Source organism: Muricauda brasiliensis, from assembly GCF_003057865.1.
Taxonomy (GTDB): Bacteria; Bacteroidota; Bacteroidia; order Flavobacteriales; family Flavobacteriaceae; genus Flagellimonas; species Flagellimonas chongwuensis.
Genome location: NZ_QBTW01000001.1, coordinates 188,828 through 206,403, shown reverse-complemented (window position 1 = coordinate 206,403; position 17,576 = coordinate 188,828). Strand labels below are relative to the sequence as shown.

Genomic DNA, 17,576 nt, shown 5'->3' with positions numbered 1-17,576 from the left:
TGAACATGAACTATAATTTAGTCGGGAGCTTATTCTTTATCTAATGTTTGCTAACATTTTTCAGACTGGAGGAGAGATATATTATAATTGTAACATAGGTGGACTAATTTGTTTGTTTTTTGTTTTCTGAGCAGAAGAATATTTCATTGCCATAATTGCCATCCCGCTCTACGTCCAGTATAATTAACGTTTTTTTAGGATTACCAGATTTATATTTTAAAAGTATAGATTTTGTCATATTCAATATTTACTGTTAAAATATTGCCAATTATAAAAAAATAACTATTATTGTTCCTGATTGAGACAATATGCACGGTCGAGATCATTAGAAATAACTAAACTAAATAGACTATCTATGAATCAAAACAGAATTCAAGTTTTGACAAGGTTGTCTGGTGCCCTAAAGGCTTTTCAGACATTCTTTTTGTCAATGACAATGATGTTGGTGGGTGGATCTGCGTTTGCAGCGGCCCCGGACTCGGGTGATGCTACTTCGCCCCCTTACCAATTAACCATAACGGGTACGGTTGTGGATAATTTTGGAACACCTTTGCCAGGTACCAATGTTATTGTAAAAGGTACCACTAATGGAACACAGACAGATTTTGATGGAAACTATTCCATTACAGCAGCTTCCGATGCTACTCTAATCTTTTCTTATGTAGGGTTTAAAACCATAGAAATTCCTGTAAACGGTAATTCTACTGTGGATGTGACCATGCAGGAAGATGCCGCTGCCTTGGATGAGGTGGTTGTAACAGGTTATGGTACGCAGACCAGAGGTGAATTGACAGGTTCCGTAGGAACGGTTGATGTTGCTGAAGCAACCAAAACACCTGTGGTAAACGCAGCAGAGGCCTTACAAGGTAGGGTTGCGGGTGTTACCATAACCAATAATGGGCAGCCAGGATCTACTCCTGTTGTGCGTATAAGGGGTTTCGGTTCTGGTAACAGTAACGACCCACTTTATATTATTGATGGTGTCCAAACGGATGACCCTGGTATTTTGAACTCGATCAACCCAGCGGACATTCAGCAAATGAACGTACTAAAGGATGGTGCAGCCGCTATTTATGGTGCAAGAGCTTCCAATGGTGTTGTGATTGTAACAACTAAGAGTGGCGGATATAATCTGGATAGGGCTAGGGTGTCCTTGGATATGTATACAGGTTTTTCCGTAGCTACCAATTTACCTGAAATGTTGACGCCTGCCCAGCATGGACAAATGCTTTGGCAAAGTATACTGAATGATGGTGGTACACCTTCTCATCCACAGTATGGAAATGGCCCAACTCCTGTTGTGCCAGAAACTATCCAAGGTGTGCCAGTTACCATGAATGTTGCTCCAAATGGAACTGACTGGGTAGATGAAATTTATAGAAGTGCCATCACCCAAAATGCTTCGATCACGTTGGAAAACGGTAACGAAAAATCCAAATTTCTTTTCTCTGCCGGTTATTTGAACCGTCAAGGTATCCAGATTCACACAGGATTCAAAAGAGGAAACGTAAGGTTGAACTCGGAGTTTAAAGTCGGAGATAGAATCCGAATAGGAGAACACGCCAACATTTCTTTTGATAACAGAAGTGGAGGGCAATCTTGGTTCAATTTTGCACAAAGAATGTCACCATTGGTGCCTGTATATGATGCCGATGGTAATTTTGGTGGTAACTACAGTAACGATACAGGTCTTTCCAATCCTAACAACCCTGTTGCGGAGGCCACAAGACAGAAAGACAATTTTGCTAAGACTTTCAGGGTTTTCGGTGATATTTATGCAACAGTTGATATTTTGGATGGATTGCAGTTCAAAACCTCATTTGGTGGATCAATCAGGGCTTATAACGATAGACGTTTCAGAGCGTTGATTCCAGAATCTTCCGAGCCTATTGCCACAAATACCTTGACCGAAGCAGATCAAGATACTTACGAATGGGTTTGGACAAACACATTGAACTACAACAAATCTTTTGGAGATCATAGTATTAATGCCCTTATTGGTATTGAAGCATTGGACAACCATGGTAAAGGAAAGGAGATTTCTAGAACCGACTATTTTTATGAAAGACCTGATTATTATTTATTGAGCAATGGTGGAGGTGCGCCCAACGTGGCTTATGCCTATGATAACGCATCATCTTTGTTCTCTGTGTTTGGTACGGTCAACTATGACTACGACGGCAAATATCTTTTGACCGCAACGGTTCGTCGTGATGAATCTTCAAGATTTATTGGAGACAATAAGAGCGATATATTCCCTTCGTTCAGTGCAGGTTGGGTCGTGAGCAACGAAAACTTCTGGCCAACTGATTCCTTTATGAGCAGATTAAAGTTGAAAGGATCTTGGGGACAGTTGGGTAACCAAAGCTTACCAGTGGACAACCCAACAGTAAACTTCTCTATATTAAGTGAGCAGTATGCAAATTATGCCTATAATGGAAGTGCTGCAGGTATAACTCAAGGAGCAATATTGTCAGCAGCTGGAAATCCAGATTTAAAATGGGAAACTTCAGAGACCACCAACTTTGGTATTGAAATGGGCTTTTTTGACAATAAGCTGAACTTTTCTGCAGAATATTTTACCATTACGACCAAAGATTTGATCAATCAAGATGGTAGCTTATATAGTTCCACTGCTTTGGACGCAGCCCCTCCTTATGTAAACTTGGGTTCATTTAGAAATAAAGGTGTGGATGCCACTTTAAGCTTTTCAGATCAAACCGATTCTGGCTTTAACTATGGTATCGACGTTAACTTTTCACATTACAAGAACGAAGTACTTGATTTAATCAGTGCTTTCCAAACAGGTTTTGGTGGTTTTAGAACTACGGGAACTGTAACCAGAACACAAGAAGGTCAACCCATTTCCTCTTTCTATGGTAGAATCGTTGATGGTATCTTTGCTTCTGAGGCCGAAGTGGCCAATGCGCCAAGCCAAGGGTTTGCTACTAATGCAGATGGTGTTGGTAGATTTAGATATCGAGATATTAATGGAGACGGGACTATAAATGATGATGATAGAACTTTTATTGGTTCTCCTCACCCGGATTTCACGTATGGTATCAACTTAAGAATGGGTTACAAAGGATTTGATATGTCCGCATTCTTCCAAGGTTCACAAGGAAACGATATCTTCAATAATGATAAGGTATACACCGATTTCCCTTCTTTTTTCAACGCAAACAGAAGTGTCAGAGTATTGGATTCTTGGACTCCGGACAATCTAGACGCTGAATTACCGGCACTTAGCCAAAGTATCACAAACAATGAAGGTGCGGCGAACTCATTTTTTGTAGAGGATGGTTCCTACATGCGATTGAAAAACCTTCAAATAGGTTATACTTTCAATGAAGAGGTTTCAAGTTACTTAGGAATGGACAGTGTTCGTTTGTATCTTCAAGGAACCAATTTATTTACTATTACAGGTTACGATGGAGTAGACCCAGAACTACAGCCACGACTTGATGGGGGAGCCATAGATAACCTTACTATAGGGGTTTCGGACAACAATTACCCTTTGGCTGCAATTTATTCCTTTGGAGTTAATCTAAAATTTTAAAAAATGAAAAAGAAGATAATATTTTCAACAATGCTGATGGGTCTATTGCTATGGGCCTGTGCAGATGATTTTACGGAGAAATCGGCTACCGGGAACATACCGGATCAGGATTTACAGACCGCAACCGGTGTAGAGCTGAAGCTGACCGCTGCATACTCGGCCATGGATGGTGAGCGTGTAAATAGACAAGGAGAGGGAGTTGCCGCTGGTGGTGACAACTGGTGGGCCGATGTAGTTTCCGATGATGCGCACCGTGGAAGTACCGATGGTGACAACACGGCCTTGTTCCAAGTAGAAACCTTGGACTGGCAAACCGGTAATAGCTGGTTTTTAGGAAGATGGAGTGCGCTTTATGGCGGTGTAAACCGGAGTAATGCGGTTTTGGCGTTGATAGATCAGATTACGGACCAAGACTTTACAAGACAAGCAGGTGAAGCTTATTTTTTAAGAGGGTATTTTAATTTTGAGCTTCAAAAGTTCTATGGATATCCATCCTTTATTTCTGTAGAGAATTTGGTGAATGAAGAATTCAATCAACCCAATCCTGGACCTATCTGGGCCGAAATAGAAGCTGATTTTCAAGCTGCCATAGAAAGGTTGGATGATGAAATACTTGTTGGTAGAGCAAACGCTTGGGTGGCCAAGGCTTTTTTAGGAAAGGCATACTTGTACCAAGGCAAATATGACGAGGCATTGCCCTTGTTCAATGATATTATCAATAATGGACCATACACATTAAATACAGAGTTTGTAGACAACTTTAACGCTGCAGGAGAAAATAGTCTTGAATCAATGTTTGCCATTCAGTTTGCATCCGATGATGGACGTTCGTTTAATGGTAACGGTGCCGGTACATTAAATTTCCCAGGTGGAGGACCCTTGGGTACTTGTTGTGGTTTTTATCAGCCAACTCAAGATTTGGTAAATGCATATCAGACAGATGGCTCAGGATTGCCGCTATTGGACACTTATGCCGCTACCGATGTAGTCAGTGATTACGGAATCAACTCCACTTATGATCATGATGACAATGAAGAGACACCTGAAATTCCAACGGACTTTACACCTCATACAGGACCATTAGATCCAAGGTTGGATTACACAGTTTCCCGTAGAGGAATCGATTATAATGGTTTTGGACGTAATCCAGGAAAGGCTTGGATCAGGGCAACTTTTAGTGATATCTCAGGACCTTATTTGCCCAAGAAGAACGTTTACCAAGCAGATGAAGTAGGTGCCAACCGCGGAACGGGTGGTTGGGGATCCGACTGGTCAGGTATCAACTATAACATTATGCGCTTTGCCGATGTATTATTAATGGCGGCTGAAGCAGCTGCAGAACAATCCAGTCCAAACTTGCCTTTGGCATTGCAATATGTGAACAGGGTACGTGAGAGGGCAAAGAACATGACATATGTACAGGCCTTGGATGAAAACGATGATCCTGTTCCAGATACAGATGCGGCCAATTATCAAATAGAGCTTTATGCATCCTTTCCCGATCAGGCCTTTGCTAGAAAGGCAATACGTTTTGAGCGTCGCTTGGAATTAGGTATGGAGGGACATAGATTGTTCGACCTAAGAAGATGGGGCAATGCTATGGAAACAATCAATACCTATATAGAAAACGAAGCAGAGGATTTAGATCAAGCTGGTTATGATTCAAAATTCAATGAGTATCAACCAAAACATGATTTGTTCCCTATTCCTATCAATGCTATTGACCAAAGTGGGAATGTGTTGGAACAGAGCCCTCTATGGCAATAATGATAAGTAGACCTGAGTTAGTTTAATTTAATTCGAGTAGAGAGATAGGTTGTCAATTTTATTGGCAACCTATTTTAATTAGGGACAAACCTTATTAATTAAAAATTAATTCGTTTTTAATCAATATTAATCATAGATAGGTAAGATGGAAAAATCGAATTTGTATTTTTAGTAATTGGGTATATCCATCAACATAAACACATCAAATTTTCAATGGAACGGAGACAAATGCTTTAAAGCCGTCGAAATTTCATCAAAATTTTGGTTAATCATCAAAACCTTCAGCACAGTGAATAAAAGTTATATTTTCATTGCACTTTCATTATTACTGATTGCTTCTTGCTCAAAGAAAAAAGAGAATACTTTGTTTTCAAAGGTTTCTTCCAATCACTCTGGTGTATCATTCAATAATAAGATAGTTGAGACCGACAGCTTTAATATTCTTACCAGTGAGTATATCTTCAATGGAGGTGGTGTAGCAGTCGGCGATTTTAATAATGATGGCAAGCCTGATCTTTTTTTTACAGGAAATCAGGTCACCAATAAACTCTACCTTAACCAAGGAGATTTCAAGTTCAAGGATGTTTCTGCTGCATCAGGTGTCGAGGCATTGGATAAATGGAAGACAGGGGCAGCGGTAATCGATATCAATAATGATTCACTTCTTGATATTTATGTCTGCGCGGCGATGTATGAAAGTCCTGAAGAGAAGGCCAATATATTGTACATCAACCAAGGTGTGGATGATAATGGAGTCCCTATTTTTAAAGAAATGGCAAAAGAATATGGCGTGGCTGATACAGGTAACAGCATGAACGCTGCATTTATTGATTACAACAAAGATGGTCTCTTGGATCTTTATGTGCTTAATAATGTAGACATACATATTTTGCCTGCCAATTACAGAGAAAAAATAACCGACGGTTCGTCTTTAAGTAACGACCGTCTATATCGTAACAATGGTGACAATACCTTTACCGATGTAACATTGGAGGCTGGCATTACCATTGAAGGTTATGGACTGGGTGTTGCCGTATCCGACCTCAATTACGATGGATGGCCCGATATTTATGTAAGCAATGATTACTTGAGCAACGATATCCTCTATATAAACAATGGAGATGGAACGTTTACCGATAAGATAGGGGAATATGTAAAACACCAAAGCAAATTTTCCATGGGTTCCGATGTTGCCGACTTTAATAACGATGGTTACTTGGATATTCTCACTTTGGATATGCTCGGTGAAACAAATTATAGATTAAAGACTACCATCAAGGCAACAAATTATAACGATTACTACATGAACGACAAGTATGGTTACGACTATCAGTATATGCGTAACATGCTTCAAATGGGCCAAGGGCCCAATATGCCCTATAGCGAAATTGGCCTTATGGCAGGTGTTGCCAAAACGGATTGGAGTTGGTCGCCACTTTTTGTTGATGCCGATAACGATGGTCGCAAAGATTTATTGATTACAAACGGCTTCCCAAGGGATATAACCGATCTCGATTTTGGTGAGTTCAATTTTAATGTACAAAAGTATTTGAGCACGGCCCAAATCTTGGATTCCATCCCTGTTGTAAAAATACCTAACTATGCTTATCGCAATGAAGGTGATGGGCAATTTAAGGACGTAGGCAAAGAATGGGGCTTAAACATACCATCATTTTCAAATGGGGCAGCATTTGTCGATTTGGACGGTGATGGCGATTTGGACTATGTGGTGAGCAACATTAATGATGAAGCGTTCCTGTTCAAGAATAATTTGGAAAGTAAGCAAACAGGCACCAACAATTACCTGCAACTAAACCTAAAAGGGCCAAAATCCAATACCGCAGGTCTTGGAACAAAAGTGGCGGTTCGGTTTGCAGATGGAACTTTCCAGTATTATGAGCATCAGTTGAATAGGGGGTACCTATCCACTGTGGAAAGTATGGCACACTTTGGTCTTGGACCGCAAAAAACAATAGAATCGCTCGAAGTGTTATGGCCCGATGGGAGATATCAAACAATAAAAAATATAGAGGTCAATCAAAAGTTGACCATTGATCATAGCGAGTCCAAATCCATAGACCGACAAGAGCTGGCATTTCCTTTGGCTCCTAAACAAACCAAGCCAATATATCAGGAAATTTCTGACCAGATTGGTGTTGACTACGTTCACAAAGAGATGGATAAGGCCGATTTTTATGTGCAGCCAACCCTTCCGCACAAACTGACCCAAAATGGCCCAAGTTTAGCAAAGGGCGATATAAATGGTGATGGTTTTGAGGACTTTATCGTTGGAAGCTCATCTGGGTACTCACCTATGATTTTTACCCAAAATTCAGATGGGAGTTTTACAGGAAAACCTTTGTTCGAAGATGAAGGTAACAAAAAGCGGGAGGAAACAAGTATTTCCCTTTTTGATCTGGACAACGATGGTGACCTGGATATATACATGGTGGCGGGTAGTAATGAGTTCGATTTGGACTCACCGTACTATCAAGATTACCTTATGATCAATCAAGGAAATGGAAAATTCGAAAGATCAACGGATAAATTGCCAAAAATAAATTCAAGTGGTTCCGTAGTGGAAGCGGAGGATTTTGATGGTGACGGCTACGTGGATTTATTTATAGGTGGGCGTACTCCTTTTTCCCAATATCCAAAACCAGATGATTGCTATCTGTTGAAAAATGAAAAAGGAAAACTGGTCGATGTGACCGATGCCTATAGCAAAGAGCTTAGAAAACCTGGAATGGTCACCGATGCCAAATGGGCCGATTTGAACAATGATAATCTAAAGGATTTGATTTTGGTGGGAGAGTTTATGCCCGTGACCGTTTTTATAAATAAAAAAGACTCTTTTCAAAAGATGGATCAAACCGGGATGCAACAACTTTCCGGATGGTGGGAATGTGTGTTGGCTCAGGATTTTGATAATGACGGTGATGTGGATTTGATTGCTGGAAACTTAGGAAAAAACAATTTGTACCAGCCATCACAGGAAAGGCCGGTTACCATGTTAGCTAAAGACTTTGATAATAATGGAGCCATTGACCCTATAATGTTCGCTTACTTTAAAGGCAATTTTGGCGATACCGTTTACAACCCCTATCCAGTTAATTTTTGGGGTGATCTAATAGGGCAAAGTCCCCTGTTCAGAAAAAAATTCAACTATTTTAGGGAGTATGCCAAAACTACCAAGGATAACCTGTTCACTCCAGAACAGCTCGAAGGAGCAGATGAGCTCATGGCGAACCATGACCAAACCACCTATTTTGAAAATGATGGAACTGGGCAATTTAAAATGGGAAAACTTCCTTGGGAGACACAATCGGCACCAATCAAATGTATGATAACCACTAATGCAGGAAACACTGCGACCGACATTCTAATGATAGGGAACGATTTTGGCAATGAGGCTTTCATTGGAAGGTATGATGCTTTCAATGGAGGAATATTGCTAGGCGATAACAAAGGAGGTTTTGAATTTAAGAATGCCGAGGAAAGTGGTTTTAAGGTTACCGGAGACGCTAAGGATATGGTACAGGTGGAAAGAGCTGGAGGGGGAGACCCTTACATTGTGGTAACACAAAATAGGGGCAAGGCTTTGGTGTTTACCAAAACAAAATAACTTTTTAGTCGAAACTAGATAAACATGGTTTGCTCACTTAAAAGAACAAACCATGTTTATTTATATGCTATTTGCTAAGGCCTGCTTGAGCCAATGTAATCAATAAGGCTAGTTGAATAGACTCATCTCCTTCCTCATCGTTCAAGTACCATTCGTGTAGGGAATGGGCCCCACCACCTTGTCCGCCTCGACCAATGCAGACCGCGGGTATTCCTTTGGCAACAGGGATGTTGATGTTGGTGGAACCACGACCCAGTCTAGGGGTTTCTCCAAAGAACTTGGTGGCTGCCATGGTTCTCTGGACCAAGGGCAGGGAAGCTGGCAATTCTCCCGATGGCCTGTCGCCAATTTTAATAAGTTCGTAAGTAACTCTCCCTCGCACACCGCTGGCATTATACGCTGCAATTGCTTTTTTCACGGATTCCTTGAAAATGATTTCGATTTCATCAAGATTTTTAGGGTCAATGGCTCGCATATCCACTTCCATCCACGATTCAAACGGAATTGAATTGACGGAAGTTCCTCCACCGATCCTGCCCACATTGAAGCTTGTTTTAGTAACGTCGCCAGAAGTATATTCCCAAGCATTTTTTGAAAAGATATCGATGGCTTTGCCCAAAGCATGGTGAGGATTGGCCAGTCCAAAAGCCCCCCAAGAATGGCCACCTTTTCCTTTGATGAGCAATTTATACCTTTTGGAGCCCAATCCAGCATTGCTTATCCTGCCGAGATTTCCCCCATCAATAGCTATCCATGAATCAATATCCAATCCGGACTCATTGAACATATATTTCATGCCTCGGAGGTCACCGAGACCTTCTTCGCCGACAGAGCCAACAATGAGCAGGTCTTTTTCGGTTTTTATTCCAGATTTGTTCATGGCCTTTAGCATACTGATCAACATCGCAAGACCTCTGGTATCATCACCAATTCCAGGTGCTTTAAGGGTATCTCCTACCTTTTTTACGGTAACATCCGTTCCTTCGGGGAAAACAACGTCCAGATGAGCATCAATCCCCACATAGCCCCTTTCACCGGAAGTTCCTTTTCGTAATCCGATTACATTTCCGACTTTATCCGTCCACAGGCTATCCACTCCGGCTTCTTCCAACATCTTGGCAAAAACTTTGCCTCTTTCGTCTTCCATAAATGGAGGGGCCAAGACCTCTGTCAAGGTAATCAGGTCTTCAGTGGTCTGGTCTTTTTGTGACCTTATGATATCAAAAGCTTGCCCGACCTCTTTTTTCTCAGTCAAGCGTTCTACTTCTTTGGAATACTTTTTTTCGATTTCTTGAGCCATCATTGTATGGCCAAATAAAGCAAACGTCAAAACTAGGCCTAAGGTGATTTGTTTCATAATTGAAGTTTTAGTGGTTCGTTTCAAAGGGTAAACTTTAGAGTTTTGATTGTGATGTGTCCATGCTTCTTAGTTTGGCAAATGCCTCTTGAAGCCTTTTTGTGATTTTGCCAATATTGTCGTTTTCATAAAATTGATGCTCACCTAATATGGCAATGGATGCTATCTGGGTCGTGGTACCTGTAAAAAATGCTTCGTCCATGTGTTTAATTTCGTCTTCGGCAATAGGTCTTTCGATTACTGGAATATTAAGATTTTGACAAAGTTCTATCACAATCATTCTTGTAATGCCGTTCAAAATATGATTGTCAGCAGGGTGAGTGATCATGGTTCCATTCTTTACAAAAAAGATGTTGGTGTGCGAGCCCTCCGAAATCATGCCATCACGTACCAATGCAGCTTCATCTGCCAATTGTTTCATTGCAGCTTCATTGGCCATAATATTTCCCAGCAGGGAGATGGATTTAATATCACATCGATGCCATCTAAAATCTGGCTCCAAGATAGCTTTTATATGTTTTAGGTTGATGGTGGGAAGTACATAGGGAAGCGCATACATCATCACGCTTGCAGGAACATCTTTTGGGTAGGAGTGTTTCCTTGGAGCTGTCCCACGGGTTACTTGCATATAGATCAAACAAGATTTTTCCGTTAGACCCGAGGCTTTGAGAAGTGGTTCCAATGCATCATCAATATTTTTGACATCGTAGGATATACCGATTTTATTCAAATTGTCCTGTAATCGGTCCAAGTGGGCCTTTTTGTAGAATATACCGTTCTCCAATTGTACCATAACTTCGTAAATGCCGTCTCCGAACAAAAAACCTCGATCAAAAACTGATATTTTGGCATCTTCGGCAGATACGATTTCTCCATTCAAAAAGACTTTTTCGGGAAAATTTCCTTTTGGCAGCATGCAAGGTTGGTTTTTAACGTAAAGAAAACATTTGGTATCCCCCTACGTATTTGTAATGTGTGAAGGTAGTGGATATTTGCCAAAAGTAAAACCAAGTGCCCATTATCTATGGATACTTGGTTTTGACTAGGGGAATTATGAGGATTGACCTTTATAAAATTTCAAAATCATATCCATGGCCACAATTGGATTACCACTTACATTATCTTTGGACGTTCTCCATATTTTCATTTTTTTCAACGATGATAAAATCTGAACGCCTATTGAGCAAATGTTCTTGCTCACTACATTTGACACCGTTGGAGCATCTATTTTTTAATCGATATTCCCCATAACCATCGGCGCTTACGATTCTATCATGGTCTATGCCCTTGGATATTAAATATCTCATGGTTGATTTTGCCCTATCGTCCGATAGCTTAAAATTATATTGGTCACTACCTCTAGAATCGGTATGGGATTCGATTTTTATTTTGATGCCTGGAAACTCCCTCATGGCATAGAGCACTTTTTCCAGCTCTATTTCCGCTCTAGTGGTGATATCCGATTTGTCATATTCAAAATAAATGGGGTTTACCTTAATTTTTTCAACATCTCCCTCCTTTACGACCAAGCTTTCGAAAGGGGTGAGGTATATCATATTTTCTTCAGAGGGTTCTTGAGGGTTTTCTCCGGTAATGATGCTTACTTCCTCTTTAGTGAAACGGGGTTTAGAGAATACAAGTTTATTCTCTTTGTTACAAGGCAGCGTAATGTTGAAGTAGCCATTACCATCCGTTTGAAGCGCACTTACAAATCCAGTTGCGCCATCGTAAAGTTCAATTTTGGAAAGAGGTATGGGATCCCCTGTATTTTTGTTCAAGACATAGCCGGAATATACTAGGCAGTCCACTGGTTTGGCTTTATTTATCTGGTAAATGTCGTCATCCCCAGCGCCTCCGAATCGGTTGGATGCAAAAAAGCCAAGGTCTTTTTTAGCATTGTAGATAAGGGAAAAGTCATCCATGTTTCCATTGATGGGCTCACCCAAATTACTGGGCAAATCAAACTTATTTTCCGATAAAATAGTGGAGCCAAAAACATCCAACCCACCAAGGCCATAATGCCCATCAGAAGCAAAATAAAGCGTATCACCATCTACAAAGGGGAACATTTCACGCCCCTTGGTATTTATCTGTTTCCCCAAATTTTTTGGTGGTGATATGGCATTCCCGTCCATTCCGAGTTCTACCATATAAATATCACTGTGCCCATATCCGCCGGGCATATTGGAGGTAAAGTATAGGAATTTACCGTCCGGACTTATTGCAGGATGGCCGCAGGAATAATCTTTACTATTGAACGATAGTGATGTAACCTCAATAAGCTTGTTCTGATAAATACTACCCTTTAAGATTTGCATATTGGATAGACCATCGTTGTTGGCGTTCAACTTGTTATTTTTAATGTAGTTTCGGGTAAAATATACGGTCTGTGACCCCGGAGCGAAGGCTACATTGGAGTCGTGGAAATCTGAGTCCATGTTGTCCAAGAACTTTTCTGGAACATAATCAGCAACGTTCGGGTTGGTCAGGTACACATCCAGATAAGGTTGATTGTTCCAAGGATATATCTTACCGCTGGACCTTAAAGTGTCCCTTGCCGATGCAAAAACGAGCATATCGTTGAACATTGCCGGGGCGAAGTCGGATTTTTTACTGTTAAATGCCAACTTTTTGATTTCGAACTTTTGATTTTTTTCCTTAAGACTCTCCAATTGTTCCTTTTGTGCCAGAATCATGTTCAACCTATCTTGATCGGAAGAATAAAAGTCCTTGAGCAACTGATCAGCTTTTTCGGGTTCCATACTGGCTTTTAAACATTGCACAAGTTTTATAATGTTGCTTTCGCCAACATTTTGTCCTTGCATGGCATAGAGTTTCACGTACCAATCCTTTGCATTCTGGTATTCGCTCATATTAAAATGGGCATCGGCTAAACGCTGGATTACGTGCGTGGATGTTTTTCGGCTTTCCGACGCAAGATCATGGTAAAGAGCGATAGCCTTTTCAAACTTGAACTCATCGAAGTATTTGTCAGCCCTTTCCAATTTGCTCTGTGCGATACCTGCAATTGAGTATCCGAGGACTATGAGTAGTATTATTTTTTTCATGATGCGGTTTTTTAAAAGAATCGGGGTGATAATGCTCTTTTGCTCCTATCAAAAACAGTGAACTTAAGAATGATTTCATGGGACCCATCATTATAGTTTTCGAGTCCTGTCAAAGAGTAATCATAGGCATAGCCAATAAAGAATTTGCTGCCCAAATGAAAACCGGCCAATGCACTTAGCGCATCGTCGTATCTGTAGGCCAGACCAAGGTTCACTTTTTCCTGAATCAAGAAGTTGGCCGAGATGTCCACTGTTAGGGGTGCCCCTGCTATATGTTTTGTAAGCAGTGCTGGTTTGAACTTTAAGGATGGGGATAGGTCAAACACATAGCCTCCCATAAAATAATATTGACTTTTTCTATCGGTTACTTCACGGTCATCATCATTGTATATTTCTGAGTTCAGAAAGTTATCTGTCGAAGCTCCCAAATACCAATGGTCGCTATAAAAGAATGCCCCAAACCCAACGATGGGCCTTGTCTTGTTCAGGTTTTCGCTAAAAACAGGGTCCAAATCGTCATTAAAGACCCCTTTGGACCAGTCAATGCTCAGGATATCGGCACCTGCATTGATTCCAAGGGATAGTTTTGTGCTTGCCCCGGTGGTAAGTTCATAAGCAAAATGGCCGTTTACGCGAACATTGTTGGATGCTCCGATATTATCGTTGATCGCTGTTAATCCGAGCCCTATTTTTTCACCAGTCCTTCCCTGAACGGTAAAGGATTGGGTTTCCGGGGCCCCGTCCAAACCTACCCATTGCGAGCGGTACAGGACATTTGCCTCGAAGTTGGCAGATGTACCGGTATATCCGGAATTGAGTACAGTGGTATTGTACATGTACTGTGTGTACTGTGGGGCTTGCTGTGCTGTTGTGCCAAAGTGAGCCAAGACTATGCACAGAGAAGCAACCATTTTATATTGAATGTTCTTTATCATAATTGATGGAATTGATTTTTAATATTTGGACTATCGGGCGAGTTGTAACCAGCCTACAAGGTTCCGGTCCAGTTCTGGAATGTTGATCACATAATAATATGTTCCAGAAGGAAGATGGTCTCCTTTGTTCAGGATTCCGTTCACATTTGCTATGCCGTTCCAAGTGTTGCGATAATCGACCGCTTTGAACACAGTATTTCCATTCCTGTTAAAAACTTCAATGGTATTGGAGTAGTCTTCAATGCATTCAATTTCAAAGAAATCGTTGAAGCCGTCATTGTTGGGCGAAAACTCATTGTATACCCGTAGGCAAAACTCCTCATCCAATACCTCTCCACATTCTATGGTCGCAATATCCAATTGAAATGAATCTGTAGATGTACAAGAAACAGGATCGTCGTATGCTACACTGATGGAATTATTATCAAGGCTGTTCCAAGTAACGGATACAAAATCATCGGATGTGCCGCCACCATCAACAACAGTGCCTCCGGTAACCGTCCATGTGTAATTCTGTTTTCCACTTTCGGTGGTATAGGTGTACTCTTCATTCAAGCACGTATCCTCGGATTGGCCGCTAACGGTAATTGGTTCCCCTTCTTCCACCAGCACGGATACTTCCAATAACGATGTACTTTCGCAGCCTTCTGGACTTACATTGGAAACGAAATAGGATTCTTGGTCTACAAGTGGTGTGGATGGGTCAAGAAGATTATTTCCTTCGGCATCCGAATAGAACAGGACACTGGATTCGTTGACTTGAAGGTCAGCCAGTGTTGCATTTTCACTTGCACAAAAAGTTTGTTCAGTTTCGCTAGTGGTTGGAGCCGGGGGATCAATAAGGTTTACTGAAATGCCTACACGTACAAGTACTTCAATGGGAACATCCAAGATTCCAGCAAAGTATACTTCGCCATCAACCAAGGGTGTGCTAAGGTCTAGGGCAAGGTCAGCATCAAGACTATCAAAGAAGAGTACATCGTTCACATTGACCACTAAATCCAGTAGGGTGGGATTGTCCGATGCACAGAATGTCTGAACCAAATCATCGATGATCAAATCAGGGATGTCTATTTCGATGCCTCCGGTCAGAGTACATAGGCCGGCATCCACAAATACATCAATGGTGCTGTTGGCATCCAAGGATAGGTCTATACCATTCACGTCTACACTGAAATCCAGATTTGTATCCAAGACGCCATTAAAGCTCTGTCCGTTTACGTTTAGGATAATGGCATCACCAGGACTGGCATCGCCACTTATACTTCCCGAGACGTTAAATGTAGGGTCCAGTTGAAAAATATCCGCCAGTATATCTAGTGTAATTTCTGGTGTGGCATCTATGGAGATGCTTGCTCCCGAGTCCACAATTTCCACTGTTGTGGATTGTAGATCTCCAGCAGGATTTTCACAGCCTGCGGATGATTCGGTCACTCGTACAAAATAGTTGTATGGGCTACCAGCTTCATCTAGTCCGGTAATAGTGAGTGATCCATCTTGGGGGTCAATGGAATAGTTGACCGAACCAACGGTAAGTCCATCGGTAATTTCACTGGTCGCATTGACATCGAAAAACCAAGTGTATGTTCCATCAATATCGCTTGACGGGATCAGTACCACATCGTTGGATGAACATATAGGTGATTCATCTCCAGAAATGTCTATATCGGCGGCTGTAGGAATATCCACGACATTTACCTCTACAGGAATTCTTGGTGATTCTTCTGGACATGCTGGATCTGCAGAAGCAACAAAATAGGTAGTGCTGGATGTTAAAACAGGGGTTGTATATGGGTCACCTGAATTTACCGTAGCCAAAAGTGTACCACCAGTCTGTGCATCGTACCATCTCACCTCGGCCCCACCAACCGTTGTCGCTATCAAATCGACAGATTCCCCCGAACAGATGCTTACATCTTGGGAATCGGCATCCAAATCGGGCAATGCAGGAGCACGAAAAACCTCATATAGATTGATGGATTGTGCAATGTCAACATTTAATAGCGACGATAGGCGAAGTGTAATTCGATTGGCCTGACCAGCGGGATCTATGGGTATGGTAGCGACTTGACCTGCTTCCAAAAGCCCTAAAAGGTCCAAATCCAGTAATGAGGAAAGGCTTCCGTTAAAGGTAGGTGAGTTAGAACCATTTTGTGCAATAACCTGTATGTTGTTTGCCAATCCCAAGCTCAATAGTGATGGATCAATGGCGAGTTGGATATAAAAATTGTCACCAGACTGGGAAAGGGATTCGAAATATATAGTTTGTTCAATGCTCGCAGCTACACCGAGAACACCGAGACCTATTTCGGAAGCTGTATTTGGGTCACCATCTATGGCCAAGTGTGAATCTGTGACACCGGCCCCTCCCAATCCCAATAGGTCCAAGGAAAGACCGCTCCCATCAAAGGAGGTGTAGCTTGGTGTTCCGCATACATTGGGGTCACTACCGGAAAAAGCTCCGAATACATCCAAAGCCCGAGTGTTGAACAAACCAAGGATAGCACCTATTTGGTTATCGATCCTGACGCGGTTATAATCCGCACTAGGGGATATGGCCAGAAAAAAATCGTTGTTGGCATCCGTTACGACTCTAAGTTGATCTGACGAAAAAGCATTGTTACTTCCTGATGATTCCTGTAGTAACATGGCGCCATTGTTACTTATGGTTACCGTAAATTCTTGATTTCCTATAAGGACCGTTCCTAGGACATCAGCCAATAGTCCCCCTAAACTACCTCCCAAAAGCGAAGGCAGTAGGTCATCTTCTGTATCAATTTTAACAAACGATTGTGTATTCGATGGTAATGTAGATGGGAATTCTAACTCTAAATGTCCATCATAAGCTCCTGCACCAAGAGCAAGGCCTGAGCTTGCCCTGATAGTGGCTTGGGTAGAAAGGTTCCCGTCAATTGCATTAGCAGAATTGTCAACTTCATTTTCGCTATTGACGGTTGTCGCGAAGGTTTGTGCTCCTACTGTCCAATTAATAGACAAGATTAAAATAGTAAATAAGCACTTTTTTAAGTAAAGTAATACTTGATCCATAAAAAAATGTTTTAATTATTGTTTAAAACGTAATTATATGTCAAATATTTTAAATTGTAGGAAAAAACTCGTTATTAAATAGGAAAAATGAACAAATAACTGATATTCAACGTTTTCGTGTAAATACGCATAAAATCTAGTAATACGGGGAAATCAGATATTAAATATTTTGATAAAAAATATGTAGGAAAATATTTTTAATAAAGCAGGAGTTAGA

The 17,576-nt window shown here is 41.2% G+C and carries 8 protein-coding genes; 3 read left to right on the top strand and 5 right to left on the bottom strand.

The annotated features are described in order from the left end of the window. Positions 1 to 355 precede the first annotated feature (355 nt). The 3 genes from DCK90_RS00870 to DCK90_RS00860 all read left to right on the top strand — a co-directional run bounded on the left by DCK90_RS00870 (position 356) and on the right by DCK90_RS00860 (position 8,951). Positions 356 to 3,559 carry a SusC/RagA family TonB-linked outer membrane protein gene (locus tag DCK90_RS00870; RefSeq protein ID WP_108244286.1) on the top strand — a complete coding sequence of 1,068 codons (3,204 nt, stop codon included), beginning with the start codon at positions 356 to 358 and terminating at the stop codon, positions 3,557 to 3,559. A 3-nt stretch (positions 3,560 to 3,562) separates the two neighbouring features. After that, a complete protein-coding gene (locus DCK90_RS00865; protein ID WP_108244285.1) occupies positions 3,563 to 5,326 on the top strand; it encodes a RagB/SusD family nutrient uptake outer membrane protein in 1,764 nt (587 codons plus the stop codon). Positions 5,327 to 5,615: 289 nt separating this feature from the next. Beyond that, positions 5,616 to 8,951, top strand: a complete 3,336-nt coding sequence (locus DCK90_RS00860) for a VCBS repeat-containing protein (protein ID WP_234414544.1) — start codon at positions 5,616 to 5,618, stop codon at positions 8,949 to 8,951. Positions 8,952 to 9,018: 67 nt separating this feature from the next. Here DCK90_RS00860 and DCK90_RS00855 read toward each other — a convergent pair whose 3' ends face one another. The 5 genes from DCK90_RS00855 to DCK90_RS00835 form a co-directional block, all read right to left on the bottom strand. Next, on the bottom strand, positions 9,019 to 10,308 hold the full coding sequence (locus DCK90_RS00855; RefSeq protein WP_108244284.1) for a M20/M25/M40 family metallo-hydrolase: 1,290 nt from the start codon (positions 10,306 to 10,308) through the stop codon (positions 9,019 to 9,021). Positions 10,309 to 10,345: 37 nt separating this feature from the next. Continuing rightward, positions 10,346 to 11,224, bottom strand: a complete 879-nt coding sequence (locus tag DCK90_RS00850; RefSeq protein WP_108244283.1) for an aminotransferase class IV — start codon at positions 11,222 to 11,224, stop codon at positions 10,346 to 10,348. A 202-nt stretch (positions 11,225 to 11,426) separates the two neighbouring features. Then, the gene (locus tag DCK90_RS17150; RefSeq protein ID WP_108244282.1) at positions 11,427 to 13,376 is read right to left on the bottom strand and encodes an OmpA family protein; all 1,950 of its coding nucleotides are present in this window, start codon (positions 13,374 to 13,376) and stop codon (positions 11,427 to 11,429) included. Between the two features lie 11 nt (positions 13,377 to 13,387). Continuing rightward, positions 13,388 to 14,311 (bottom strand): PorP/SprF family type IX secretion system membrane protein, encoded by a 924-nt coding sequence (locus DCK90_RS00840; protein WP_108244281.1) that lies wholly within the window; start codon positions 14,309 to 14,311, stop codon positions 13,388 to 13,390. 30 nt (positions 14,312 to 14,341) lie between these two features. Continuing rightward, positions 14,342 to 17,359 (bottom strand): Ig-like domain-containing protein, encoded by a 3,018-nt coding sequence (locus DCK90_RS00835; protein ID WP_108244280.1) that lies wholly within the window; start codon positions 17,357 to 17,359, stop codon positions 14,342 to 14,344. Between the last annotated feature and the right edge of the window lie 217 nt (positions 17,360 to 17,576).